Source organism: Paenibacillus sp. ACRRY, from assembly GCF_022346995.1.
Classification (GTDB): Bacteria; Bacillota; Bacilli; order Paenibacillales; family Paenibacillaceae; genus Paenibacillus.
Window position 1 is genome coordinate 952748 of record NZ_JAKRNM010000001.1, and the last position, 23365, is coordinate 976112.

At 47.1% G+C, this 23365-nt stretch carries 22 protein-coding genes; 6 read left to right on the top strand and 16 right to left on the bottom strand.

The window, feature by feature from the left end:
- Positions 1-41: 41 nt before the first annotated feature.
- Together rpmG and MH144_RS04065 are read right to left on the bottom strand one after the other, a co-directional pair.
- A complete protein-coding gene (rpmG, locus tag MH144_RS04060) occupies positions 42-191 on the bottom strand; it encodes a 50S ribosomal protein L33 (RefSeq protein ID WP_036613813.1) in 150 nt (49 codons plus the stop codon).
- A gap of 70 nt (positions 192-261) precedes the next feature.
- A complete protein-coding gene (locus tag MH144_RS04065; protein ID WP_239297778.1) occupies positions 262-1461 on the bottom strand; it encodes a GTP-binding protein in 1200 nt (399 codons plus the stop codon).
- A 246-nt stretch (positions 1462-1707) separates the two neighbouring features.
- Between MH144_RS04065 and MH144_RS04070 the strand changes: the two genes are divergently transcribed.
- Together MH144_RS04070 and MH144_RS04075 are read left to right on the top strand one after the other, a co-directional pair.
- Positions 1708-2739: a permease gene (locus tag MH144_RS04070; protein ID WP_239297779.1), complete on the top strand. Its 1032-nt coding sequence runs from the start codon at positions 1708-1710 to the stop codon at positions 2737-2739.
- 42 nt (positions 2740-2781) lie between these two features.
- Positions 2782-3765 carry a TIGR03943 family putative permease subunit gene (locus MH144_RS04075; RefSeq protein WP_239297780.1) on the top strand — a complete coding sequence of 328 codons (984 nt, stop codon included), beginning with the start codon at positions 2782-2784 and terminating at the stop codon, positions 3763-3765.
- A gap of 142 nt (positions 3766-3907) precedes the next feature.
- Here the strand turns inward: MH144_RS04075 and MH144_RS04080 are convergent, their stop codons facing one another.
- From MH144_RS04080 to MH144_RS04105, 6 genes are all read right to left on the bottom strand, one after another.
- Entirely contained in the window at positions 3908-5209 is a 1302-nt protein-coding gene (locus MH144_RS04080; protein WP_239297781.1) for a pyrimidine-nucleoside phosphorylase, read from the bottom strand.
- A gap of 240 nt (positions 5210-5449) precedes the next feature.
- Positions 5450-6157, bottom strand: a complete 708-nt coding sequence (gene deoD, locus MH144_RS04085; protein ID WP_239297782.1) for a purine-nucleoside phosphorylase — start codon at positions 6155-6157, stop codon at positions 5450-5452.
- 130 nt (positions 6158-6287) lie between these two features.
- The gene (deoB, locus tag MH144_RS04090) at positions 6288-7466 is read right to left on the bottom strand and encodes a phosphopentomutase (protein WP_239297783.1); all 1179 of its coding nucleotides are present in this window, start codon (positions 7464-7466) and stop codon (positions 6288-6290) included.
- A 29-nt stretch (positions 7467-7495) separates the two neighbouring features.
- Positions 7496-8686 carry a NupC/NupG family nucleoside CNT transporter gene (locus MH144_RS04095; RefSeq protein ID WP_239297784.1) on the bottom strand — a complete coding sequence of 397 codons (1191 nt, stop codon included), beginning with the start codon at positions 8684-8686 and terminating at the stop codon, positions 7496-7498.
- 185 nt (positions 8687-8871) lie between these two features.
- Complete coding sequence (gene deoC / locus MH144_RS04100; protein ID WP_239299255.1) at positions 8872-9522, bottom strand: deoxyribose-phosphate aldolase; 651 nt, start codon at positions 9520-9522, stop codon at positions 8872-8874.
- Between the two features lie 203 nt (positions 9523-9725).
- A complete protein-coding gene (locus MH144_RS04105) occupies positions 9726-10664 on the bottom strand; it encodes a sugar-binding transcriptional regulator (protein WP_239299256.1) in 939 nt (312 codons plus the stop codon).
- 279 nt (positions 10665-10943) lie between these two features.
- On the opposite strand from MH144_RS04105, the gene MH144_RS04110 reads away from it, so the two are divergent.
- Entirely contained in the window at positions 10944-11570 is a 627-nt protein-coding gene (locus tag MH144_RS04110) for an FMN-dependent NADH-azoreductase (RefSeq protein WP_239297785.1), read from the top strand.
- A 92-nt stretch (positions 11571-11662) separates the two neighbouring features.
- Here MH144_RS04110 and MH144_RS04115 read toward each other — a convergent pair whose 3' ends face one another.
- The 4 genes from MH144_RS04115 to MH144_RS04130 all read right to left on the bottom strand — a co-directional run bounded on the left by MH144_RS04115 (position 11663) and on the right by MH144_RS04130 (position 16209).
- Positions 11663-12013, bottom strand: a complete 351-nt coding sequence (locus MH144_RS04115) for a hypothetical protein (RefSeq protein WP_239297786.1) — start codon at positions 12011-12013, stop codon at positions 11663-11665.
- Positions 12014-12158: 145 nt separating this feature from the next.
- Positions 12159-12821, bottom strand: coding sequence for a class II aldolase/adducin family protein (locus MH144_RS04120; RefSeq protein ID WP_239297787.1), 663 nt, complete (start codon positions 12819-12821; stop codon positions 12159-12161).
- A gap of 27 nt (positions 12822-12848) precedes the next feature.
- The gene (locus tag MH144_RS04125) at positions 12849-14348 is read right to left on the bottom strand and encodes a rhamnulokinase (protein ID WP_239297788.1); all 1500 of its coding nucleotides are present in this window, start codon (positions 14346-14348) and stop codon (positions 12849-12851) included.
- 70 nt (positions 14349-14418) lie between these two features.
- The gene (locus MH144_RS04130) at positions 14419-16209 is read right to left on the bottom strand and encodes an L-fucose isomerase (protein WP_239297789.1); all 1791 of its coding nucleotides are present in this window, start codon (positions 16207-16209) and stop codon (positions 14419-14421) included.
- A gap of 403 nt (positions 16210-16612) precedes the next feature.
- Between MH144_RS04130 and MH144_RS04135 the strand changes: the two genes are divergently transcribed.
- Positions 16613-17644, top strand: coding sequence for a LacI family DNA-binding transcriptional regulator (locus MH144_RS04135; protein ID WP_239297790.1), 1032 nt, complete (start codon positions 16613-16615; stop codon positions 17642-17644).
- Positions 17645-17751: 107 nt separating this feature from the next.
- On the opposite strand, the gene MH144_RS04140 is transcribed toward MH144_RS04135, so the two are convergent.
- The 3 genes from MH144_RS04140 to MH144_RS04150 form a co-directional block, all read right to left on the bottom strand.
- Positions 17752-18645 (bottom strand): NAD-dependent epimerase/dehydratase family protein, encoded by an 894-nt coding sequence (locus MH144_RS04140; protein ID WP_239297791.1) that lies wholly within the window; start codon positions 18643-18645, stop codon positions 17752-17754.
- 130 nt (positions 18646-18775) lie between these two features.
- Positions 18776-19498: a class I SAM-dependent methyltransferase gene (locus tag MH144_RS04145; protein WP_239297792.1), complete on the bottom strand. Its 723-nt coding sequence runs from the start codon at positions 19496-19498 to the stop codon at positions 18776-18778.
- 30 nt (positions 19499-19528) lie between these two features.
- Positions 19529-20509, bottom strand: a complete 981-nt coding sequence (locus MH144_RS04150; protein WP_239297793.1) for a Gfo/Idh/MocA family protein — start codon at positions 20507-20509, stop codon at positions 19529-19531.
- A 179-nt stretch (positions 20510-20688) separates the two neighbouring features.
- On the opposite strand from MH144_RS04150, the gene MH144_RS04155 reads away from it, so the two are divergent.
- Both MH144_RS04155 and MH144_RS04160 read left to right on the top strand, forming a co-directional pair.
- Positions 20689-21273 carry a bifunctional transcriptional activator/DNA repair enzyme AdaA gene (locus MH144_RS04155; protein WP_239297794.1) on the top strand — a complete coding sequence of 195 codons (585 nt, stop codon included), beginning with the start codon at positions 20689-20691 and terminating at the stop codon, positions 21271-21273.
- Positions 21270-22091 (top strand): SPL family radical SAM protein, encoded by an 822-nt coding sequence (locus MH144_RS04160; RefSeq protein WP_239297795.1) that lies wholly within the window; start codon positions 21270-21272, stop codon positions 22089-22091. The genes MH144_RS04155 and MH144_RS04160 overlap by 4 nt, the downstream gene beginning before the upstream one ends.
- Positions 22092-22182: 91 nt before the next feature.
- Here the strand turns inward: MH144_RS04160 and MH144_RS04165 are convergent, their stop codons facing one another.
- Entirely contained in the window at positions 22183-23289 is a 1107-nt protein-coding gene (locus tag MH144_RS04165) for a Gfo/Idh/MocA family protein (protein WP_239297796.1), read from the bottom strand.
- Positions 23290-23365 lie beyond the last annotated feature (76 nt).

Here is a 23365-nt window from a genome sequence, read left to right on the forward strand (position 1 = left end):
TCTTTTCGTAAGTATTACGATTTAAAAATGACAAAAAAAATTTATCTCGTTTCCCGGTGAATCGTCATTTTCTTCAATCGTGGTGAATATTTTTTCATTTCAAGACGCTCCGGGTGGTTACGTTTGTTCTTTGTCGTGGTGTAGTTGCGATCCCCGCACTCTGTACATGCTAAAGTTACAATGACTCTCATGGTTGTGACCTCCTTATATTTAATCGTAATTATTACTGTTTAATGATACTATCCCATCCTTTTTCTTTTGTCAACCCCATGATGGGAAGGGATCTTTCAATTCACGCCAGTTAAGCTGCATTTCTTCTTCGGTAAGCAATGTATCGTCCAATGTTCTCTCAATCTCAGCGCGGTCCATATCAATTCCGATAAATACCAATTTCGTTACCCGGTCTCCCCATGTATCATCCCAATCCGGAATGGCTGGTAACGTATCTCCAAAATGCATCTGCCGTTCCTCTTCGCTCATGGCACCTACCCATAAGCCAGCTGGTCCAAGTTGTTTGGAGGTGCCTGCGTGACTGAAAGAGATGGCCATATGGTTCCGTGTAGCCAGCCACATCAAACCCTTAGATCTGACAATACTCTCCGGCCACTTCGCAATCCAGCGCAGCAATCGTTCCGGATGAAATGGACGTTTCCGATGGTACACAAACGAGTGAATGCCATACTCTTCCGTTTCCGGGGTGTGTTCTTCCTTCATCAATTCACGGATCCAGCCTGCAGACTGACTGGCTTTTTCAAAATCAAACCTTCCCGTGTTCAATATCTCCTTCGGATCAATCTGCCCGTGAGACGTTCGAATCAGCTTAGCTTCGGGTTGCATCGCATGCAGAGCTTTTTCCAGCTTCAGCAATTCCTCCTCAGAGACGAGATCACACTTGTTGAGAATCAGCACATCACAGAATTCAACCTGATCGGTCAATAGATGCACGATTCCCCGGACATCGCCCTCTCCTGCCTCCTGTCCCCGATCCATTAATGTTTCTTTTGAATAAAAGTCCCGCCAGAACTGCGCCGCATCCACAACAGTTACCATGGTATCGAGTCGGGTGAACTTCGTTAAATCAATTCCGAGTTCTTCATCGATATATGTAAACGTCTGTGCAACGGGAACAGGTTCTCCAATACCCGTCGATTCAATCAAGATATAGTCAAAAGAACCATCCAGAGCGAGACGTTCCACTTCTTTCAGGAGATCTTCCCGAAGCGTGCAGCAGATACAGCCGTTGGACATCTCCACGAGTTTCTCGTCAATACGCGATAATCCGCCTCCATCTCGAATTAACCCGGCATCAATGTTTACTTCACTCAGGTCGTTTACGATTACCGCGACTCTCATACCTTCCCGATTATGTAGCACGTGATTCAATAAGGTTGTTTTGCCTGCGTCCAGATATCCGCTTAATACGGTTACCGGTACCCGGCGATTCTCTTGTTTTTCAGACATGTCTACTCCTCCACTCCAAGGTTCTTTAATAAAAAGGAAGAACCCATATGTTTTTTGGTTGATTGTTAATCGTAATGATTACGATTAACAATCAACACTATACTTGACTTGACTTTCGCTTGTCAACTTCTCGATTCAATACTGACGAATAAATCGTAATATTTATGATTAAAAGACCAAACTGCGTATGTTGCTAAAGGTACAAGCATATAGATTACTAAAAGTCCGGTTGTGGAGGTCTGTTGTATGAAGCTTGCAGCCAATCTGAAGCTCTTGTCTATCCTGGTGCCTTGCGCCTTTCTTGTTCCCGTGCTCATCACGATGTCCTCTGATCTGAATCAGGCGTGGAACAGCGAAGCTTTGCAAAATATGAAAACCGTATTCATTGGCATTTTCCTCGAAGCTGCCCCTTTTCTACTCATCGGTGTACTGCTCTCTTCACTCATGCAGTGGTTCGTGTCGGAAGAAATGGTACGCAAGCTTACACCAAAGAACCCCGTTGGTGGAGTATTGGTGGCTGGCTTACTTGGAATCATATTTCCTATCTGCGAATGTGGCATGATACCGGTTGTTCGCCGTTTGATGCACAAAGGCATGCCTGCATACATTGCAGTTACTTTTATTCTTAGCGGTCCTGTAGTCAATCCGATCGTGTTTACCGCAACATTGCTCGCTTTTCCATCTCATCCCGAAATCACGATTACCCGCATGGGACTGGCTTTTGCCGTCGCAGCTTCGATAGGCTTGTTGGTATATTTGTTTGTGCGGCAGAATCCTCTGCGCAAAGTCAAGACTTCCGTGACAGAAGTCAAGACTCACTCCGGATTTAAAATGGCACACTCACCTAAGAATGGAGACCACGACCATAACCATGAGAAAAACTGGCGCAGCTTCTTTATTCATGCCGGAGATGAATTTGTGGATATGAGTAAGTATTTGGTCATTGGTGCATTGATTACAGCCTGCATTCAGACGTTTATTAGTCGAAGTGACCTGATCGCGCTTGGAAACGGCCCGGTTGCCTCCTATGTGTTTATGATGGGATTTGCTTATGTATTATCTCTTTGCTCCACTTCCGATGCATTTGTAGCTTCTGCGTTCTCGCATACCTTCGCTCTCGGTCCGCTCATTTCATTTCTTGTTCTTGGTCCCATGCTTGATTTCAAGAGTACACTGATGCTGCTGTCCACTTTCCGTACTAGGTTTGTCATTGGGTTAAGCTTAGCCATTATTGTTCTTGTCTTTGCTGGATCTTGGCTTGTTAACCTTCTGGTATAGCGTATATGCTCACTTCATTATAAATTGAAAAGAGGTGATTAGATGATTCATCCTGCATCCTTTCACACCCACAGTCACACTCCAAAGAGGCACTCCATCCAGTGGCATTCATTAATCCGTGCGGTATGGATTGGTGGTCTTGCCATATATATCTTCCATTTGAAGGAGAATGATTCTTTACATTATTATCTGGCACCTACGATGCAGCGTTTGTTGTTATGCTGCCCCATACCACTATTGTTCATCGCGGTCATTATGGCTTCGCATGGACTTTTGGGTCAGGCCCAGGTCCATTGCGATTGTGAACATCCACCTCCGTCTGGAGGGCTTCGAAGCTCAGTGACCTACGGCTTAATCATGGTTCCCCTGCTGCTCGGCTTTTTCTTACCCGATCAGGCACTCGGCAGTTCCATGGCCAGTCAGAAAGGCATGTCGCTATCTTATGCTCCTCCCGAAATCCGGCGTAAAGAACCTGCACCAGAGGAAGCTGCCAGCCTGAACATTCAAGATTTTGCCCAAAATTCACCAACTGCTGCATCTGGGTCATCTGGTAAGGTCCAATTCATTCCTCCAGATGAATACAGCCGTGAATTTGCTAAGCTAGCGGAAAAATTGTATGCAGAACCAGTCATCCAGGTTTATCCTGAGATTTTTTCCGAAACGCTTGGAACGATTGACATGTTTCAACGACAATTTGCAGGCAAGCCTATCTCCCTTACTGGCTTTGTCTATCGGGATGAAAGCATGGATCATGAATCACACTTTGCGCTTGGGCGGTTCCTCGTCATGTGCTGTCCAGCAGATGCAGCGCCATTTGGCGTAATGATCCACATCCCCGAAGCCGACAGCTTCCCTACCGACAGCTGGGTACAGATTGATGGCAGCATCGGTTCTGCCCAGGTGAATGGCAAGGATACCATTGAGATCAGGGCAGCGAAAATAACTGCTGTTTCCGAGCCATCCACGCCTTATATCTATACAAACGCAGATTCCGTAATGGCCTATGATAAGCTGCAGGCAAAATGAGAGGAATGGTTTTAAACCTAGGTTTAAGACTCCAATCCAGGCTCGTATACATTGAACGAGAAAAACCCGAAGCCATGAATCCGCGGCTTCGGGTTTTTCAATTCGAGTCCAAAAACGTATTGTACTCGGGGCAGCTGATTGATTATTCTGTTACAATATCATGAACGAGAACAGGAGCATCGGCTTGATCAGCGATGGTAATATTCTCTTTGATCTTCGCGATCACGTCTGCCACATCCTCACGATTGGCATGAATGGTTACTAGCGATTCACCAGCTTTGACCTTGTCGCCAACTTTTTTGTTCAACATCAAGCCTACAGCAAGATCAATCTCGGATTCTTTGGTAGCACGACCTGCGCCAAGCAGCATCGCAGCAGTACCAATCTCGTCCGCTACGATTCCAGCCACATAACCGTCCTGGTCAGCTTCAACTTCAATCAGATATTTTGCCTGTGGCAGTCGATCCGGATGGTCAACTACAGACGCATCGCCACCTTGGTTGGCCAGGAAATGCTTGAATTTCTCCAGTGCCTTCCCGTTCTGGATCACTTCTTTCAATTTCTCTTCTGCTTGCTCCAAGGAGTCTGCTTTGCCAGCAAGGAATACCATTTGACGTCCAAGCGCAAGACATAGTTCTTCCAGATCTTTCGGTCCTTTACCTTGCAGCGTCAAAATAGCTTCTTTCACTTCAAGCGCGTTACCGATCGCAAGGCCCAGTGGCTGAGACATGTCGGAGATGACAGCCATCGTTTTGCGCCCTACATTGTTACCAATGCTGACCATGGCATGTGCCAGTTCTTTTGCATCTTCCGTCGTTTTCATGAATGCACCCGCACCTGTTTTTACATCCAGTACGATGGCATCAGCGCCTGCAGCAATTTTCTTGCTCATGATGGAGCTGGCGATGAGCGGTATGGAGTTTACTGTTGCTGTAACGTCACGGAGCGCATAGAGCTTCTTGTCGGCTGGTGTAAGGTTACCACTCTGACCGATAACCGCTACCTTATGTTCATTTACGAGTCTAATAAATTCTTCCTTCTCCAGCTCGACATGGAAACCGGCAACAGACTCCAGTTTGTCTGTCGTTCCGCCTGTGTGACCCAGGCCGCGTCCGGACATTTTCGCTACAGGAACATCCAGGGCAGCAACAAGCGGTGCCAGTACCAATGTCGTTGTATCACCAACGCCTCCGGTGGAGTGCTTGTCTACTTTGATGCCTTCAATGGCGGATAGATCGATCGTTTCACCCGAGTTGACCATCGACATCGTTAGATCCGCACGTTCCTTGTCCGTCATATCCTTGAAGAAAACGGCCATCGCCCAAGCGCTGACTTGATAATCCGGAATTTCTCCTTGTGTATACCCTTGAACAACAAAATCAATTTCAGCTGTTGTCAGTTCTTTTCCGTCACGTTTTTTGGCAATAATGTCTACCATTCTCATGATGATCTCTCCTCGTGTAAGTGATTGTATGGAACACTTGTGCAAAGTCCGTTCCGGCCCCGGATCATTCTTCCGATCGCTGTTGTCTCCAAGTTTTTTTGATCCATTTTGCAATGGGAAAACTCGGAGACAAAGGCGAACGCTTCGCTTCTTCACAATCGATTCCGGTTCCTTCACTCCGTGCTTAAAAACAAAAGTTTCGATTAGAATTAAATGATTATTGAATATAAAATGCAACAATTACAGCATGATTGCTGTTTCCAGTGCAACGACCATCATGTCGTTGAATGTTTTTTGACGCTCTTCAGCAGAGGTTTCTTCGCCCGTTAGCAAGTGGTCACTTACTGTCAGGATGGTCAATGCATTAACGCCAAACTTCGCTGCGATTGTGTATAGTGCTGTCGTTTCCATTTCCACGCCCAATACGCCGTGCTGCATCAATTTTTCGGTAACGGAGCGGTCATCACGGTAGAATGAATCGGAACTGAATACGTTACCCACATGGATTTTCAAACCTTTTGCTGTCGCGCGGTCATACGCTTCTTTCAGCAAAGAGAACGTTGCGATTGGAGAGAAATCATACCCGCCAAACACAAGCTTGTTCATGCTGGAATCCGTACAGGATGCTTGAGCCAAAATGACATCACGAACACGCACATGCTCCTGCATACCTCCACATGTACCAACACGAATGAGGTTTTTGACGCCATATTCGCTGATCAGCTCATTGGCATAGATGGCGAAAGAAGGAATCCCCATTCCTGATCCCTGCACCGAAATGCGATGTCCTTGATATGTACCGGTAAAGCCTAGCATTCCGCGAACTTCGTTATAACAAACGACATCTTCCAAATACGTATCCGCAATAAATTTAGCGCGCAATGGATCTCCTGGCAAAAGGATCGTTTCTGCAATATCTCCGGGTTTGGCTCCAATATGTGTACTCATGGTCTAAATCTCCTCCAGTTTATCCATTAATATAGTAATGCCAGATCCCGGGCAGCCGAAGCTGCTCCGGTGACCTGCACATCTTATTTAACAATCCGATATTATCTGATTTCAGCTTGAACAAAGGTATTTATTTCAAATCTTTCAGGAAGCTTGTACCATACTCCGGCAATTGAACACCGAAATTATCAGCTACCGTAGCACCAAGATCTGCAAATGTACTGCGCAGTTCAAGCTGCTTACCTTCAGTAAAGCGTGGGGAATACACTAGCAGTGGTACATACTCTCGTGTATGGTCCGTGCCACGATACGTTGGGTCGTTACCATGGTCAGCCGTAATGATCAGCAGATCATCGTTTGTCATTTTCCCAAAAATCTCAGGCAGACGTGCATCATAATCCTCAAGTGCTTGAGCATATCCTTGTGGATCACGGCGATGACCGAACAATGCGTCGAAGTCTACCAGGTTCAGGAAGCTAAGCCCCGTGAATTCTTCATCCATTGTCTCGGACAATTTGTCCATACCATCCATGTTGGACACTGTACGGACAGACTTGGTCACCCCTTCACCATCATAGATGTCTGCGATTTTACCAAGGGCAATGACATCGAATCCCCCGTCCTTAAGCTCGTTCATCACCGTACGCCCGAATGGTTTAAGCGCATAGTCGTGACGATTCGCCGTACGTTTGAAGTTACCGACTTCACCAACGAACGGACGAGCAATGATACGACCCAGCATGTATGGATCATCGAGCGTGATCTCCCGGCAGAATTCACAAATTTCGTACAGCTCTTTCAATGGCACCACATCTTCATGTGCTGCAATCTGCAGAACCGAATCAGCAGATGTATAGATGATGAGCGCTCCTGTTTTCACATGCTCTTCACCAAGCTCATCAATGATTTCCGTACCGCTTGCGGGTTTGTTCCCGATGACTTTACGCCCAGTTTCCTCTTCGATGCGCTGAATCAGCTCATCCGGGAAGCCATTCTCGAATACACGAAACGGGGTATCAATATAGAGTCCCATGATCTCCCAATGGCCTGTCATGGTGTCTTTGCCCCGGGACGCTTCCTGCATTTTGGTATAATACGCTTTGGGTGCATCCGCGACAGGAATACCCTCGATTTCTTTAATGTTGGACAGTCCGAGACTTGCCATATTCGGCATGTTCAGACCTCCGCGTTCACGTGCAATGTGACCAAACGTATCCACATCGAAGTCATCGAATTCTGCCGCATCCGGCGCTTCACCGATACCTACAGAATCCATAACGATCAGATGTACTCTTTTGAATGTTGACATAACTTATGCACTCCTTCCAATTATCCGGTTTACAAGAACAGTCCGGCGATGATCGCAGACAGCACGCTGACAAGCGATGCACCGTAAAGCAGCTTCAGACCGAAGCGGGCCACCACATTGCCCTGTTTCTCATGAAGTCCCTTGACCGCACCGGCAATGATACCGATGGAGGAGAAATTGGCGAACGATACGAGGAAGACCGACACGATGCCTGTCGTACGGGCAGACAGTGCGGTTTGTTTGGTCAGATCCAGCATGGCGACGAATTCGTTCGACACCATTTTGGTTGCCATAATACTTCCCGCCTGAATCGCTTCTTTCCAGGGAACGCCCATAATAAACGCAAAGGGTGCAAACACATAACCAAGCAGTTCCTGGAACGAAATGCCAAGAACAGCACTAAATATGCCGTTAATGAGCGCAATCAGGGCAACGAAACCGATGAGCATTGCTGCAACAACGATCGCCACTTTGAATCCGTCTAGAATATACTCACCCAGCATCTCGAAGAACGATTGTTTTTCCTCTTCCTGCACTTCCAATATATCTTCTTCCTCGGTTACCTTATAAGGATTCACGATGGAAGCGATGATAAAACCGCCAAACAGGTTCAGCACAAGCGCTGTGACCACATATTTCGGATCAATCATGGACATATAGGCACCGACAATGGACATCGATACCGTGGACATGGCTGAGGCACATAGTGTGTACAGCCGATGCTTCGGCAGCAAACCGATTTGTTTTTTTACGGAGATGAACACTTCAGATTGCCCCAGAATGGCGGAAGCAACCGCGTTATATGATTCCAGTTTGCCCATTCCGTTGACTTTGCTTAATACCAGACCAATATATTTTATAACAAAAGGTAAGATTCGGATATACTGCAATATACCAATCAGGGCAGAGATGACGACAATCGGCATCAGCACGTTCAGGAAAAACGGTACCCCGCCGCCTTCTGCTTCAATGGTCGTGAGACCACCAAATACAAAAGCGATCCCTTCGTTTGCGTAATCAAGCAAGTTTTCAAATATCGTGGAGAATCCACCAATCAAAAACGTACCAATCCCAGTGTTCAGCAAGGCATACGCCAATATAATCTGTAAAACAATCATGACGACCAGCGGCCGGTAGCGAATTTGCTTCTTGCCGTTACTTGCAATATAAGCCAGTCCAAAAACAACAAGTAAACCAAGTATGGCAATTAGAAATTTCATTTGATCTCTCCTTTGAAGGTAGTTTAGCCAGATGTTGAATTCAGCTCAAAGGCCATACAATAAAATTAAACTTTCAGAAAGTTTATTAAGCGCTTACAAATAATTCATTTTATAAAGGTTGGAAACCTGTTCCCCATCATCGGTGTATATACCGGATTCTAGAGAACAGGTCAACGACCTGGTTCTTAGTAGGAGGATGTAGATTGTCCGCCTTGCATGATCTTCACGCCGGAGCTTGCACCAATACGAGTTGCTCCTGCTTCAATCATTTTTTGCATGTCTTCCAGGCTGCGTACCCCGCCCGATGCTTTTACACCCATATCTGGTCCAACCGTGCGACGCATCAGAGCGATATCTTCTGGTGTTGCCCCACCTGTAGAGAAACCTGTGGACGTTTTGACAAAATCGGCTCCAGCTTTAACGGCTGCCTGGCATGCACGTACTTTCTCTTCATCTGTAAGCAGACACGTTTCGATGATGACTTTTACCAATGCTTTACCCGCTGCAGCTTCAACAACAGCACGAATATCCTGCTCCACATCGTCATCTTTTCCATCTTTTAACGCGCTGATGTTGATCACCATGTCCACTTCTGTAGCACCTTTAGCGATTGCATCTGTCGTTTCGAACGCTTTGGTCTCGGAAGTAGAAGCTCCCAGAGGGAAGCCGATCACTGTACAGATATCCACGCCACTGCCTTGAAGCTGTCCTGCTGCATAGGAAACCCAGCCCGGGTTTACGCATACGGAAGCAAATTGGTACTGTTTCGCTTCTTCTGTTAATTTGTTAATTTCGCTTTGCGTTGCATCCGCACGAAGCAAGGTATGATCGATCATTTTGGCTAATTGAGCTGTAGTCAATTGAATCTCTCCCTTATCTGAACTGTTTATTTATAGCCTTACACTAACATGAACATATGTAAAAATCAATATGAACCTTTGTTCACTCTCTGTATTGAACGAAACAACGCTTATAGCTTCTGCCCTAAAAAAGCAAAACATCCACCATTCTTCCGTGGCAGATGTTGTCATCCTCAGATTTAAAATCGAAGCAAAGCCTGCGCTGTGTACTGGTCTGTTACCAGAATATTAGCATAGTGCCCTTTAAGCGCTGCATGGATGGCTTCGATTTTGCGTTGACCACCGGCAACAAGGATCGATTTCTCTTTGTTCCGTAATTCGGCCAGATCAATCCCTACCGTTCTGCTGTTGATTTCCTCACTAATCAATTGACCCTCAGCATCAAAGAAACGTGAACAGATATCACCTGCACCCGAATTCATCAGCAATTGCTGTTCCTCTTCGTTGAAATAACCCAGCTTGAACAGGAGTGCGTCCTCCTTAACCGTACCCACGGTAAACAGAGCAATGTTGGCTTGCCTGCCAAGCTCTACAATTCGACCGATGTGCCGGTCGGCTTCCACCATTTTCTTGACTTCAATATTGTCAAAAATAACAGGCAGGGGCAGGTACCGAGGAACAGTGTGAAACGCTTCCGCGAACAAATGCACGATCTCCGCTGCATACGTGTTCACGTGCGAATGACTGACGCCTCCCTTTAACTGAACGACTTCAACACCTTTAACCTGTTTAGCCCGAAGTTGTTTGGCCACCGCGTACATCGTTGTTCCCCATGTCACTCCAATAATATCTGCATCCTGTACGGTGTCCTGCAGATAGTCCGCAGCTCTTTTGCTGATATGCTTCTGAATTTCTTCATCACTCTTCAATGGTGCAAAACAGACGAGCGCGGTATCCAGATTATATTTGGCTTTGAGATCTCCGGCAATGATATCAATGTCCTCCAGCGGGTCCATAATTTCAATACGGACATACCCTCGGTCCTTGGCATACTGGAGCAACCGGGATACGGTTGGACGAGACACGCCCAGCCTGACGGCAATATCCTGCTGGCTGTAATCCGACTGATAATACAATTTGGCTGCTTCAATGCTTAATCGTTGTTTCTCCAGATCCATTCCCATTTGCAATCATCTCACTCATCCATGGTATCGTTTGAAATCCTTGTTCCATATTGCTTACATATTTTAATTCGCTGCTAGTCCAGTTTATTATACATCATGAAGTACCAGGTCACTATTCCTTCTGTAGCTAATGACATAAGAGGAGATTTCCGAAATCCAAGCATAAAAGGAATCCAAGCATAAAAAGTATTTTAGGGTGCATACTACAGCGGTCACTTTATCGTTTGAGTAATTATGAATTCACCAAAATACATGACTGAGAGGAAGTATTGCATGCCAACCCTACTGTATATTACTGCCCATCCACATGATCATGAGACCTCTTTCAGTATGGCTACAGGTCAAGCTTTTATAGATGCATACCGGGAAAGCAATCCATCGGATGAGGTTGTCCATCTTGATCTGTATCGCTCCAACATCCCGCATATTGATGCCGATGTGTTCAGTGGTTGGGGAAAACTTCAATCAGGAAGTGAACTCACTGCGGAGGAGCAATCCAAAGTCAGCCGTCTGAATGAGCTATCGGATCAGTTTGCATCTGCTGACAAATATGTTTTTGTTACTCCGATGTGGAATTTCTCGTTTCCTCCAATCATGAAAGCGTACATTGACTCCATATGTGTGGCTGGCAAAACGTTCCGCTATACAGAGCAAGGTCCGATCGGACTTTTGACGAATAAAAAGGCACTTCATATTCAGGCTCGTGGTGGCATTTATTCAGAAGGTCCTGCAGCACAAACGGAATCAGGGCATCGTTATTTGAGCATCATTATGTCTTTCCTTGGTGTACCCAAGCTGGAGGGAATCTTCGTTGAAGGTCACAACCAATTCAGAGAACGTGCGGATCAGATTAAACAGGATGCAATTGAACAGGCTCGTACCGTAGCGAAACAGTTTTAATCATGAAATAAAAATAGTAAAGCCCGCTGTCCACCCCTATAAGTACGAAGGGGCACACAGCGGGCTTTTATATAATAATGACTGATATCTGCTTACTGTTGACCGGCACTGGCACGGCTTATGGTTTCAAGTTTGCGGGTAATGGCATTACGGTCCACTTTCAACCCCCAGAGCATTTCAGCAATTTGCTCTTTCTCTTCCGCGGAATCTGCATGTTTGAGCTGCATTAAGAGATCATGCATCTGTTCATTAATTCCTTCAAACTGGGTCCAGAGATCCTGGCGTACTTCTTTGGAATCCAAGTGACGATTAGCATCCACCTCTTCTTTTAGTCCTTGAAGAATGGAGTTTTTCCACTCATCGTCACCTAACTGTGTCGCTATGTTCAGGAGATCCAGATAATCGTCAACAAGAAGTGAGTTTAATTCAGCATGTGTTTTCATCGTTTATTGCATCCCCTTTTCGTCTATTTACCAAGTATTATACTCGGTTTTTCAGGATATGCAATAGGTGTCGGAAAAAGTTGCAACTTCTTACCCTTGATGTCGAATTACGACGAAACACAACGAGTAATGACTAATGTTGGTATTATGACTTGAGTTGTTGTAACAATTGAACACGATACGCTTCACTCTCTAGAGATTGGATCTCCTTATATTGTTCAACCGTAAGAACTCTTGGTTCTCCAGCTGCCTTGGCTATCATGTACACTTTCGCACTTTCCTCCACCACTTGAGTTCGATAATAAGCTTCACGCAAATTTTTTCCTGTCGTAACCAATCCATGATTGACGAGAATGAGGGCCGAATGTGATTCCACCTTAGCAGCGACTGCATCGGCCAGCAGTTTGGTCGTGGGAAGAACGTAAGGAATAAAACCGACGTCCCCTACAAGTGCTGACTGATCCGGAAAAAGGTGAGGCAGTTCATCGTACACGAGACTCAGAGCGATCGTATATGCAGGATGCGTATGAACAATCGCTTGAATATCGGGATTTACTCGATAGCTGTAGAGATGCATTAACACTTCTGAGGAAGGACGTGTTGATCCGGCCCGCGTCTCACCTGTCTCGATATCAACCGCAATCCATTCCTCCGGTTCAATATCCTCAAGTGCATAACCACTTGGAGAGAGCAGCATCGTCCCTTTCGAACGGGCACTCAGATTGCCTCCAGGTCCAACTACGAGACCCTGCGCTACCGATCTGCGGGCATATTTGGTCAGTTCTTCTCTTACCAGCTGTTCAGACATGTGTTTCTCCACTCCCTTAACTTCTTTTTATTTCAATCCCTTCGTTAAGCGCCCATTCAGTTTTTGATAGATTTCATAGGCTTCCTGCCATGGCAGGCTATCCTCTGGCTCATAGGTTTCAAAGGTGAAGGAAGCGGCGGCAATCTCCCGGACCTCAGACAAACTGCTTACTTCGCCATGGGCCAGGAATTGCAGCATGCAATTCCCGGCGGCAGTTGCCTCCACTGGCCCTGCTATGACAGGAATACCGGTGGCATTCGCTGTAAACTGACATAGTAAACGATTCTGAACACCTCCGCCTACCATATGAATGACGCTTGGGCGGCTCCCCGTGACAAGTTCTAGTTCATCCAGCGTCTGCCTAAATTCCAGCGCCAGGCTTTCCAAAATGCAGCGTACAATCGCTCCGATTGTTTCGGGAGTAACCTGCATGGTGGCACTGCACTGCTGACGTATTCGTCCGGGCATATCACCAGGCGTTAAATATATCGCGTCTCCCGGCAGGATAAAGCTTTGTAGCGCTGGAGCCGATGCTGCGAGATGAACCAGTTCCTGATGGCTAAAAATATGGTTTTCCCGTTCCCATTGCCTTTTGCACTCCTGCAAGAGCCAGAGACCAGACCGATTCTTCAATATTCTTGTCTTGCCACTGACCGTTCCTTCATTGGTGAATCCCAGTCTTCGGCTGCGTTCATCCAATACTGGGGATTCGCGTTCCATGCCCATTAGTGACCATGTTCCACAACTGATAAAGGCAAAATTCGAATCTGACGCAGGAATGGCTGCAAGTGCTGATGCAGTATCATGCGAGCCTACAGATATGACTTGCATGGGTTCGATCCTTAACTCCGCACACAGATCATCTGTTAACCGTCCCAACACAGTGCCTGGCCGAACAATGGGTGGGAAAAGTGTTTCAGGTAGACCGAGGCGGCCAAACAATGAATCATTCCAGCGGTCCTCTCCGGCATGCAATAGTCCGCTCGTGCTGGCAATGGTATATTCACAGGCCTGCTGCCCCGAGAGATAAAAGTGAAACAGATCCGGCATGAATAACATCCTCATATCTGGTCGTAATTCAGCGTTTCCCCGTAAGCTTCCAACCAATTGGAATACCGTATTAATCTGCTGAGGCAGAACGCCGGACATGGTATACAGATCTTCTTCATTAACCATGCGCAGCGTCTCTTTCATCCAATCGGCATTACGGGATTCCCGGTAATGACGTGGGTTTCCATATAATCTTCCTGCACCATCCACCAAGCCATAATCAACGCCCCAGGTATCCACGGCAATAGAACGAACCGGGTGGGTTAATCCCTGAGTGCCTTTTACAATGCCCTGTTTCAGTTCATGGAATAGTCTTAGGAAATCCCAATACAATCCGTCCGCAAGCTGAACGGGATCATTACTAAATCGGTGTACTTCCTGTAATGAGAGCATTTCACCGTCAAAACTTCCCCTGACCACCCGGCCGCTTCCGGCACCATAGTCAGCAGCAAGCACATGGTTTGCCTTATCTCCCATCTCTCTTGCCTCCTCCTTTGGAAGAACGCCAAATTCTGATTAGACAGAATTTGGCGTCTGACAGGATAGTCTAACGGTATAAAGGTCCAAACACGCTGCAAGCACGATAATCTGCACTCTCGGGTTCACTTGTTCCAAATAACCCCCATGCCCGTGGACGGAATATCTCGGAATCCGGAACATTATGCATACTCACCGGAATCCGCAAGATAGAAGCCAGGGTAAGGAGATCTGCTCCAATGTGCCCGTAAGAGATCGAGCCGTGGTTGGCGCCCCATTGGTTCATGACTTCATAAACGGAGGTAAATGCGCCTGTTCCTGTTAAAATCGGGGCGAACCAAGTTGATGGCCAGGTCGGATCCGTCCGCTGGTCCAGCGTATTATGCACTTCATCAGGCAGATCGACGGTGTAACCCTGAGCGAGCTGCAGCACAGGACCAAGACCCTTAACCAGATTGAGACGTGTCATCGTGACTGGCATACCGCCTTTGGTCAGGAAGTCAGCGGAGTAACCACCGCCTCTGAAATATTCGACTGAAGCAGGTCTCCACGATGTCGACTGCAAGCAGTTCTGAACTTCTTCATCTGTAATTTCCCAGAAAGGCTTCAGAGCAGGATTACCGTCTTTGGATTGCTGCCCAGTGCCATCGAGTGCTGCTGAGCCCGAATTGATTAAGTGGAGAATCCCGTCCTTCGCTTTTCCCTCCAATTGGTGTCCAGTTACCCGTGCTACCGAATCCGGACTCCAATACGTGCGTACATCTGCAAAGATTTGGGCTGTATGGGTGAGCAGCGAGCCGAACAGCATGGACACACCATTCAGGCTGTCATTTTCTGTGGCGACCAGATAAGGTGAGCGTTTGCCATTCCAGTCAAAGGATGAATTCAGGATCGACTCCAGGAAATCGCCATTAGGCGAGTGATCCGTCCACTGCCGCTGACCCTGGAAGCCGGATACAATCGCGTGATGACCCATCGATTCTTCTGTGAAACCGAGTTCTGCCAATCTCGGATTGCCTGCCATCAAATCACGTACGATCTGAGTCATTTTCACGACAGTTTCCCATTCATACTCTTTCCGCTTGCGGTCTGTTTGCAAGTGAGTCGGGTTGTTGTCCGGCCCTTCAATGCAATTCTCTTTCACCCAAGCCAGTGCCAATTTATATTCTTCCGGATCATAGATTTCTTCCTCAATCCGCCGGGTCAGCTCGCTCATATCCACATATTCGTTCCTCATGCCGAGATATTCCTGGAAAAAGGAATCGTTCACAATGGATCCGGCAATCCCCATGGATACCGAGCCAATGGACAGATAGGCCCGCCCCTTCATCGTAGCGGCTGCAAGACCCGCCCGGCTGAAGCGAAGCAATTTCTCCCGGACGTCATCTGGAATGGTCGTATCCCCGCCATCCTGAACATCCTCGCCATAGATTCCGAAGGCCGGAATCCCCTTCTGAGCATGTGCAGACAGTACGGCTGCCAGATAGACTGCGCCAGGCCGCTCCGTACCGTTAAAACCCCAGATGGCCGTAGGGATGGATGGAGACATATCCATCGTTTCCGTACCATAACACCAGCATGGAGTAACCGTGATGGTAACTCCAACATTCGAACGATTGAACAGCTCTGCCGCCGCAGCTGCTTCGGCTACACCGCCAATACAGGATTCGGCAACGACGCATTCGACCGGGGAGCCGTCCGGATAACGAAGTTCTGCCGTAAGCAGCTCAGCTACCGATGTTGCCATTCGCATCGTTTGTTCCTCCAGGGATTCACGTACTCCCTTGCGTCTGCCGTCAATGGTGGGACGAATACCAATCTTGGGAAAAGCCTGTTTATAACGGTAATCCTGATGTGTCATACTAATACGTCCTCCTTCAAGTGGTTTCTGGATAGGTACGAATTGATTTCACGTTGTCTTTCAGGATGCAGTTAAAGCGGTCAGACCTTGAAGATGTAATTCCGATACCCATTGGTGCGTCAGTCCTGGACAAGAGAGCAATTCATTAAATGAATGCGTTTACAAATTTAAATTGAACAAAAGTCCACTTTATGTATGGATCACCATGATGCAGTCCTGTCTCTCTGCAGGAACGGATGTATGGAGCGGAAAAAGATTGAGTAGTGTGAAAAGTTTTGCTGAAAAAAAAGATCGTTTTTTACTTTGGGTTATCGGTAACCCTAACATAGCACGCGCCCATATTGCTGTCAATCGGCATTATCCTATAGAATGGTAAGACTATGTTATGAGAGGTTAGATTCTATTGATCACTATTTATGATATTGCCAAGAAAGCCAATGTTTCTGCCATGACGGTCTCCAAAGTAATTAATCAAACAGGTCGCATCAGCACGGCCACAAGGGAACGGGTACAGAAGGTTATTGATGAACTCGGGTATATCCCTAATTCGAATGCACGCAGCCTTGTACTTCAGCGAACACAGATGTTATCTCTGCTGATTACAGATATCACCAATCCATTTTATACAACACTCGCACGCGGTGCCGAGGATGCAGCTAACGCTCGTGGATATCGTCTGTTGTTTGGAAATAGCGATGAAGATTACAGCAAGGAGAAAAACTACGTGGAGACGATTCTGTCAACGCGTGTTGATGGAGTCCTGTTTGCCCCTGCGGGCGACCGTTCCCTCGATCATCTGCAGCAGTTACATGAGAGGAACATCCCGTTTGTCATTTTGGATCGTACAGTACCTGGGATCACGTCGGATGTTATTGCGGGGGACAGCCGGCAAGGTGCACTTCTATTGATCCGATATCTGACGGAACTGGGGCACCGCCGAATCGCACTCGTTAACGGCTCATCTGAGGTTTCTACGGCCAGATTACGTGAAGAGGGTTATGCAGAGGGATTACGTGAAGCAGGTCTTAAGGTTGATCCGATGCTTGTCCTACGGACAGGTTATCGTGATTTCAGTGATGAGGCTGGCATGGAACAATTACTTATGCAGCCGGATAAGCCAACGGCTATTTTTGCGGCCAATAATATGCTCGCGATTGGGGTCATTCGTCTGCTCCGCAAAAGAGGGCTGCGTGTACCGGAAGACATCTCGGTTGTCTGTTTTGATGACCTGGATTTGGCTTCCGCTTTTGATCCTTTCCTCACTGTTGCAGCGCAGCCCGCCTATGATTTTGGAGCCAAAGGCATGCATATGCTAATCGACAGAATTGAAGGTACTGCACCGACTGATTCACAAACGGTCATTCTTCCATCCGAACTGCGTATCCGTGCTTCAGCTTCCCTGCCATTAGGGCAATCGAAACCATTGGAATCATGATAGAATCCGTATGACTGGACTTAAATTAATATAAAAAAAACAGGACGCCAAGGAGTTACTCACTCCCTAGCGTCCTGTTTTACCATTCATGCTTATCTACCAAAAATCTAACCTTCGGACTGCAGCGCCAGTGCCACTTCACGTACGAGACCCGGAAACCAGTCCATCAGTGCTTCAAAGGTATATCCCGCCTGCTCTGCCTTGGTTGTATCCATCGTCCATGATTCCGAGATACCGAAGGGCGACATATCCTCCTGAACGGTTTCGCGTAATACTTGGGACTGCATGCCAGTCACAGTCTCAATCAGATTCATCATGGCAGATAGCGTAATTGAGCCTTTCGAAGCGGCATTTACAGGTCCGGTAATCGATGAATGCCCCAACCATGCAAGAAATCTGGCTGCTTCCTTGGAATTGATAAATCCAATCTCGGCGTCCGGATTCGGCATGCCGATTGGCTTTCCTTTTTGCACATGCTCAATATGAAAATGCAGCCTTCTCGTGTAGTCGTCTATTCCGAGAACAATTGGAATTCTCATCGCCACGACAGGGAAACTAGCTTTCTGGAAAAACACAGCCTCCGCCAGCCGCTTGCCCTCTCCATACGAAAAGTCCTCGTGATTCCCGTATTTCAATGGATACGTGTATGGATCAAAATCCTCTTCCTTAAATCCTGGTTTGGGATCGCCATAAACGGAGAGTGTTGACGTAAGTACATATCTTTGGGTACGTCCCGCAAAAGCGTCACACGCCGACTTTGCCGCATCCGGTGAGTAACAGATGTTATCATACACCACATCCCACTGGTCAATCTGTGCCACTTCAGCTAGAGATTGTGGATCCTCCCGATCCATCTTGATCCGGTTCACCTCCGGCCCAAAGTCCACGTTCGTTTTGCCGCGCGTCGCAACGGTAATTTGCGATTTTCCTTCCCACAGCAAATGATCGACCAGACGTTTGCCGAAAAAGCGTGTCCCGCCAAGAATGAGTACCTTTTTCATCCGATAGACCTCCTACCCTCTTCTGGTGTTTCGTATATTATAGCGAGGTATGCAATACTACAACAAATATACCCCGTAACTCAACAGTTAACCTGTGTTTCAAGGACGGAAAGACCTCTTATCACATGACTCAGAATTCGGGTTTTGTAATTTTGAGCATCGTATGGGCTCCTTGCTGAAATTCATACGTCGTGCTGACTTCTGTAACCCTGAATCCAAGGTTCTTCAGAAAGGACTTGATCTCGTCCATATGTTCATACCGTTTTCCAGACAGATCGACTGTAGGGAAAATCCGCAACTCCTGTCTCGTTACGCGCAACAATTCAAGAATGGTTTGCTCATGGAAGCTGAAGTCCAATCGATCTGCATACGTAAACAGAAAATGCGCAGATAAAGTCATATCGAATTGTTCGTCAGTAAAAGGCAGCACGGGAAGCTCGGCATAGATATATTGCTCGGGAAAGTTTCTCATATCTGCCACACAATCCCGAAGTGCATTCATTCTTGCTTGCTTCAAACCATCCATCGAACCGAAATAGTCCCATCTGTATCTGTCACGCACCTGTTTCAATTGCTCCATGGTGTGTTCAACGTCTTGCTGCCCTTTGAGTTCCAATTTGTCGATTTCGTGTTCGTATGCAATATCTGCTGCCATGGAGTCCGCACCATGCCTGCGGGCATGGCTGCTGAATGAACAAGCCCCTCCCGGACAGTCCAGAATGGATCTGCCACGGAGATCTTCTGGTGTAAGGTTAAACATTAACATGTATTCCTTATACGTTCGGCCAATAAAAATAATTTTCTCTAGTTCGAGACCCACGCTCTTGTTTTCTTGCTGCTCTTCTCTACTCATCTCGTCTCAGCTCACTTTCCTGTTGCTCTATTAATCGTTCGGGAAAACCAGACCAATCTGCTTGCGGATCTGATCCATCACCTGCATGGTTTCATAGGAGCGTTCATAGCTATTCATCTCGGATTCCTGTTTCCCCTGCTGAATGAGTTGAACGAATTCCTCCACCTCATAATACATGGCTGGATAGGTCTGCTCAGCTGTCAACGGTTCAACCGTACCGTCATTGTATCGTATTTCCGCATGCTCGGGCGAACCAATCTTATCAATAATAATGCTGCCGCGCTCTCCCATAATTTCACTTGGTACATGAGAGTTGGAGATCTTGGAGTAAGTCACTACGGCTTCCATCCCTTCGTAGCCCAGAAGCACACTGCCCTGTCCATCAACTCCGGAATTCAGCATGATAGCCTGAGCTTGAACCTGTTTTGGTGCACCAAATAAGGTGATTAGCGGGTACAGACAATACACCCCAAGGTCCATCAAAGCGCCGTTTGCAAGTTCAGGCTTGAAGGCATTGAGCACAACGCCCTCTTTGTACTTATCGTATCGGGATGAATACTGACAATACCCCGCGATATATTTGCGCACAGGTCCGATTTTGTGCAGATGGGCCTGTACCATTTTGAACGAGGGAACCAGGGTCGACTTCATCGCTTCCATTAGCAAAACGTTGTTATCACGAGCAGTATTAATCACATGAGAAACCTCTGCAGCATTGGCAGCTAGTGGCTTCTCGCATAATACATGCTTGCCGTTTCTCAGAAACAGCGCGGTCTGATCGGCATGATATGTATTTGGTGTAGCAATGTAGACCGCATCAATCGTGTCACTCGCTGACATGTCCTCCAGGTCAGTGAATCGGTGCTTGGCGTTATATTTATCTGCAAATGCATTCGCCTTGTCCTCTGTCCGTGAGTAGACAGCTGTCAATTCGAATCCCTTCACATGTGCTGCAGCTTCAAGAAGCCTTTCTGTAATCCAATTGGTACCTACAACTCCGAAACGAACCATTATTACCTACCTCTTTCATGAATGAATTTCGCATGTACATCATCCTGCTCATTGTAGCATATTTCATTCCCTGGGAAGGAAGGGATAGTCGTCTGCTTGCCATTGAGATCTTGCTTTTTCATGCGAGATTCTGTTGAACATCTTTCGTACAAGGGTATAATGTGTCGTGAGGTGATCGTATGAAGCTTCGTGACAAACCAGAGTCCCCTTCTTTTTCAATAAATGAATCGCAATGGACTGCCATTATCAGCAATGATGCCTCCTATGACGGGAAATTTTATTACGGTGTCAGGACGACAGGTATTTTTTGCCGACCTTCATGCAAATCCAAAGATCCGAAATACGAAAATGTACTGGGTTTCCATAATCCTGAAGATGCTCTGGCGCAAGGCTTTAGACCATGCAAACGTTGCAAGCCTACAGGACAGCGTGTTCCTGATCAGGAATGGGTTTCCGTCGTAACGAATTATATTACCCATCATTATTCAGAATCTCTTACTCTGGATATCCTTGCCCAGATTAGTCATGGTAGCCCGTATCATCTGCATCGTGTGTTCAAACGGATTACAGGTATGACTCCGGTGCAATATATCCAGAACATACGGATGACCGAAGCGAAAAAGTTGCTTGTGAGCAGTTCACTCTCAGTTTCAGATATCGGTCGTCAAGTAGGCATCACAAATCCTGCCTATTTCAGTGCCGTGTTCCGTAAGCTTACAGGGCAGACACCTGCTCATTATCGGGAACAGGAGAAACGCCTATGAAGAAGACCGAATATTTATATAAAACACCCAAGACGCTATTGAACAAAGGGACCGGTTTCCTTACCGGATATACTCACACGCTTAATCCCTATACAGGGTGTTCTTTTGGATGCTCTTACTGTTACGTTAGGCAAATGCCCGTTTCATTGTTCCGTAAGGAGGATTGGGGGAGCTGGGTTGATGTGAAGCAGGAGGCTGCTGGCCTACTTGCCAAAGAGTTGAAACGTGCTCGTTCCAAAGGAACAGTGACGATATTTATGTCATCCAGTACCGATCCATATCAGCCTGTTGAATATAAGGAGCAAATTACGCGTTCACTGCTCGAAGTCATGATACAGCATCCTCCGGATTTTATACTGGTTCAAACCCGTAGTCCTCTCGTCACTCGGGATATGGATCTGCTGCAGCAATTGGGCGACCGGGTGCGTGTGAGCATGACGATTGAGACGGATCGCGATGATATTCGTAAGCATTTTAGTCCGGCTGCACCACCCATTCCCGGTAGATTACATGCATTGGAACTACTAAGGGATGCAGGTATAGCTACCCAGGTTGCGATTGCCCCTGTGCTGCCGAGCAGTGACAACTTCCCTTCCCTCCTTCGGCCTTTGGTTCAACGTGTATGTATCGATGATTACTTCAAGGGGGATGGCAGTCAAGGCAAACGAACCCGCAGATTGGGCATGGAGTCACTCTATCAGGAGTTAGGCATGGAAGATTGGTATCAACCAAAGGCCTATCAGATCGTAGAAGAACGGATGAGAAAGCAGTTTGCGGAAGATGAGATATGGATCAGTCAGGCGGGCTTTGAACCTTAAATACGGTTTGTACGACTATAACAAAGAGCCCTGCTTCCTTGAGAGGAAGTCAGGGCTTCTTTACTTGTATTAACATGCTGCATATCGATGATTATTGATCAAGGGTATATCGTTCCAAACCTTCCGGCAGAGCAGCAGGACGCTGACAAGTGCTTCTCATTTTATAGAAAGACTGCTCATCGGAAGAGTCATGGAATGCCCACATCGCTTCAAGAACATGGTAGGCAAGCTCTCCGCTCGCGCGGTGTGCGCGGCCGCTATGAGCAGCATACGCCATATCAGCTACACCAATCCCGCGTGTATTTTCCTGATAACCCGGAAGAAGAGGAACCTCCGTCCACTCCTGTTCACCCAGCAAACGGTAACGTACAGGGCCACCAAATGTGTTAGGATCGGGTACTTGTAGCGTGCCGTGCGTGCCATAGATCTCGATCGGTGGCAACGCACTTCCTCCAAAAACATCAAAGCTCGTAATCAGCGTACCGATGGCACCCTGCTCGAACTGCAATAGTCCTGCCACATGCGTTGGAATTTCAACGGGGATGGTCTGACCTCTTTTTTTCTCACTTGTGATCGTACGCTCTTCCATCGCTTTGCCTGTCATGCCAGCAATGGAGCTGATCGGACCAAGGAGCTGCACTAATGCTGTCAGATAGTAAGGCCCCATATCGAACATCGGTCCGCCGCCTGAAGCGTAGTAGAATTCCGGATCGGGATGCCAGTGTTCATGTCCACGGCTCATCATGAAAGCCGTAGCAGCTACAGGTTTGCCGATAACGCCATCTTCAACCAGTTTGAGTGAGGTCTGAATGCCTGATCCGAAGAAAGTTTCAGGAGCGCAGCCTACCAGCAATCCTTTGCGTTTGGCTGTTTCCAGTACTGCCTGCCCTTCCTCGCGTGTAACGGCGAGTGGTTTTTCGACGTAGACATGTTTCCCCGCTTCAAGAGAGCGTAAACATACATCTGCGTGGACAGCAGGAATCGTTAAATTGATGATCAGTTCAATCTCCGGATTGGCCAACATCTCATCTACCGTGTACACATTCGGAACATTATAGGCTGCTGCCTGCTCTTCAGCCCTCTTGCGGTCAATATCCGCTACGGCAACCAGATCTAAGATTTCGAAGCGATGACAGTTTTCCATATAAATACTGCTGATTTTACCACAGCCAATAATGCCAACTTTCATTGTTTTCATGCAGGTGGGCCCCCTTCACGCGAGTCGGAATTGTGGAATGCTGGTCAAGATTTGCTCACTACCGTATGTCACTTGG

Excerpts from the sequence above, each read along its gene's own strand:
- rpmG (WP_036613813.1), bottom strand. The coding sequence starts at position 191 with ATGAGAGTCATTGTAACTTTAGCATGTACAGAGTGCGGGGATCGCAAC.
- MH144_RS04065 (WP_239297778.1), bottom strand. The coding sequence starts at position 1,461 with ATGTCTGAAAAACAAGAGAATCGCCGGGTACCGGTAACCGTATTAAGC.
- MH144_RS04070 (WP_239297779.1), top strand. The coding sequence starts at position 1,708 with ATGAAGCTTGCAGCCAATCTGAAGCTCTTGTCTATCCTGGTGCCTTGC.
- MH144_RS04075 (WP_239297780.1), top strand. The coding sequence starts at position 2,782 with ATGATTCATCCTGCATCCTTTCACACCCACAGTCACACTCCAAAGAGG.
- MH144_RS04080 (WP_239297781.1), bottom strand. The coding sequence starts at position 5,209 with ATGAGAATGGTAGACATTATTGCCAAAAAACGTGACGGAAAAGAACTG.
- deoD (WP_239297782.1), bottom strand. The coding sequence starts at position 6,157 with ATGAGTACACATATTGGAGCCAAACCCGGAGATATTGCAGAAACGATC.
- deoB (WP_239297783.1), bottom strand. The coding sequence starts at position 7,466 with ATGTCAACATTCAAAAGAGTACATCTGATCGTTATGGATTCTGTAGGT.
- MH144_RS04095 (WP_239297784.1), bottom strand. The coding sequence starts at position 8,686 with ATGAAATTTCTAATTGCCATACTTGGTTTACTTGTTGTTTTTGGACTG.
- deoC (WP_239299255.1), bottom strand. The coding sequence starts at position 9,522 with ATGATCGATCATACCTTGCTTCGTGCGGATGCAACGCAAAGCGAAATT.
- MH144_RS04105 (WP_239299256.1), bottom strand. The coding sequence starts at position 10,664 with ATGGATCTGGAGAAACAACGATTAAGCATTGAAGCAGCCAAATTGTAT.
- MH144_RS04110 (WP_239297785.1), top strand. The coding sequence starts at position 10,944 with ATGCCAACCCTACTGTATATTACTGCCCATCCACATGATCATGAGACC.
- MH144_RS04115 (WP_239297786.1), bottom strand. The coding sequence starts at position 12,013 with ATGAAAACACATGCTGAATTAAACTCACTTCTTGTTGACGATTATCTG.
- MH144_RS04120 (WP_239297787.1), bottom strand. The coding sequence starts at position 12,821 with ATGTCTGAACAGCTGGTAAGAGAAGAACTGACCAAATATGCCCGCAGA.
- MH144_RS04125 (WP_239297788.1), bottom strand. The coding sequence starts at position 14,348 with ATGGGAGATAAGGCAAACCATGTGCTTGCTGCTGACTATGGTGCCGGA.
- MH144_RS04130 (WP_239297789.1), bottom strand. The coding sequence starts at position 16,209 with ATGACACATCAGGATTACCGTTATAAACAGGCTTTTCCCAAGATTGGT.
- MH144_RS04140 (WP_239297791.1), bottom strand. The coding sequence starts at position 18,645 with ATGAAAAAGGTACTCATTCTTGGCGGGACACGCTTTTTCGGCAAACGT.
- MH144_RS04145 (WP_239297792.1), bottom strand. The coding sequence starts at position 19,498 with ATGAGTAGAGAAGAGCAGCAAGAAAACAAGAGCGTGGGTCTCGAACTA.
- MH144_RS04150 (WP_239297793.1), bottom strand. The coding sequence starts at position 20,509 with ATGGTTCGTTTCGGAGTTGTAGGTACCAATTGGATTACAGAAAGGCTT.
- MH144_RS04155 (WP_239297794.1), top strand. The coding sequence starts at position 20,689 with ATGAAGCTTCGTGACAAACCAGAGTCCCCTTCTTTTTCAATAAATGAA.
- MH144_RS04160 (WP_239297795.1), top strand. The coding sequence starts at position 21,270 with ATGAAGAAGACCGAATATTTATATAAAACACCCAAGACGCTATTGAAC.
- MH144_RS04165 (WP_239297796.1), bottom strand. The coding sequence starts at position 23,289 with ATGAAAACAATGAAAGTTGGCATTATTGGCTGTGGTAAAATCAGCAGT.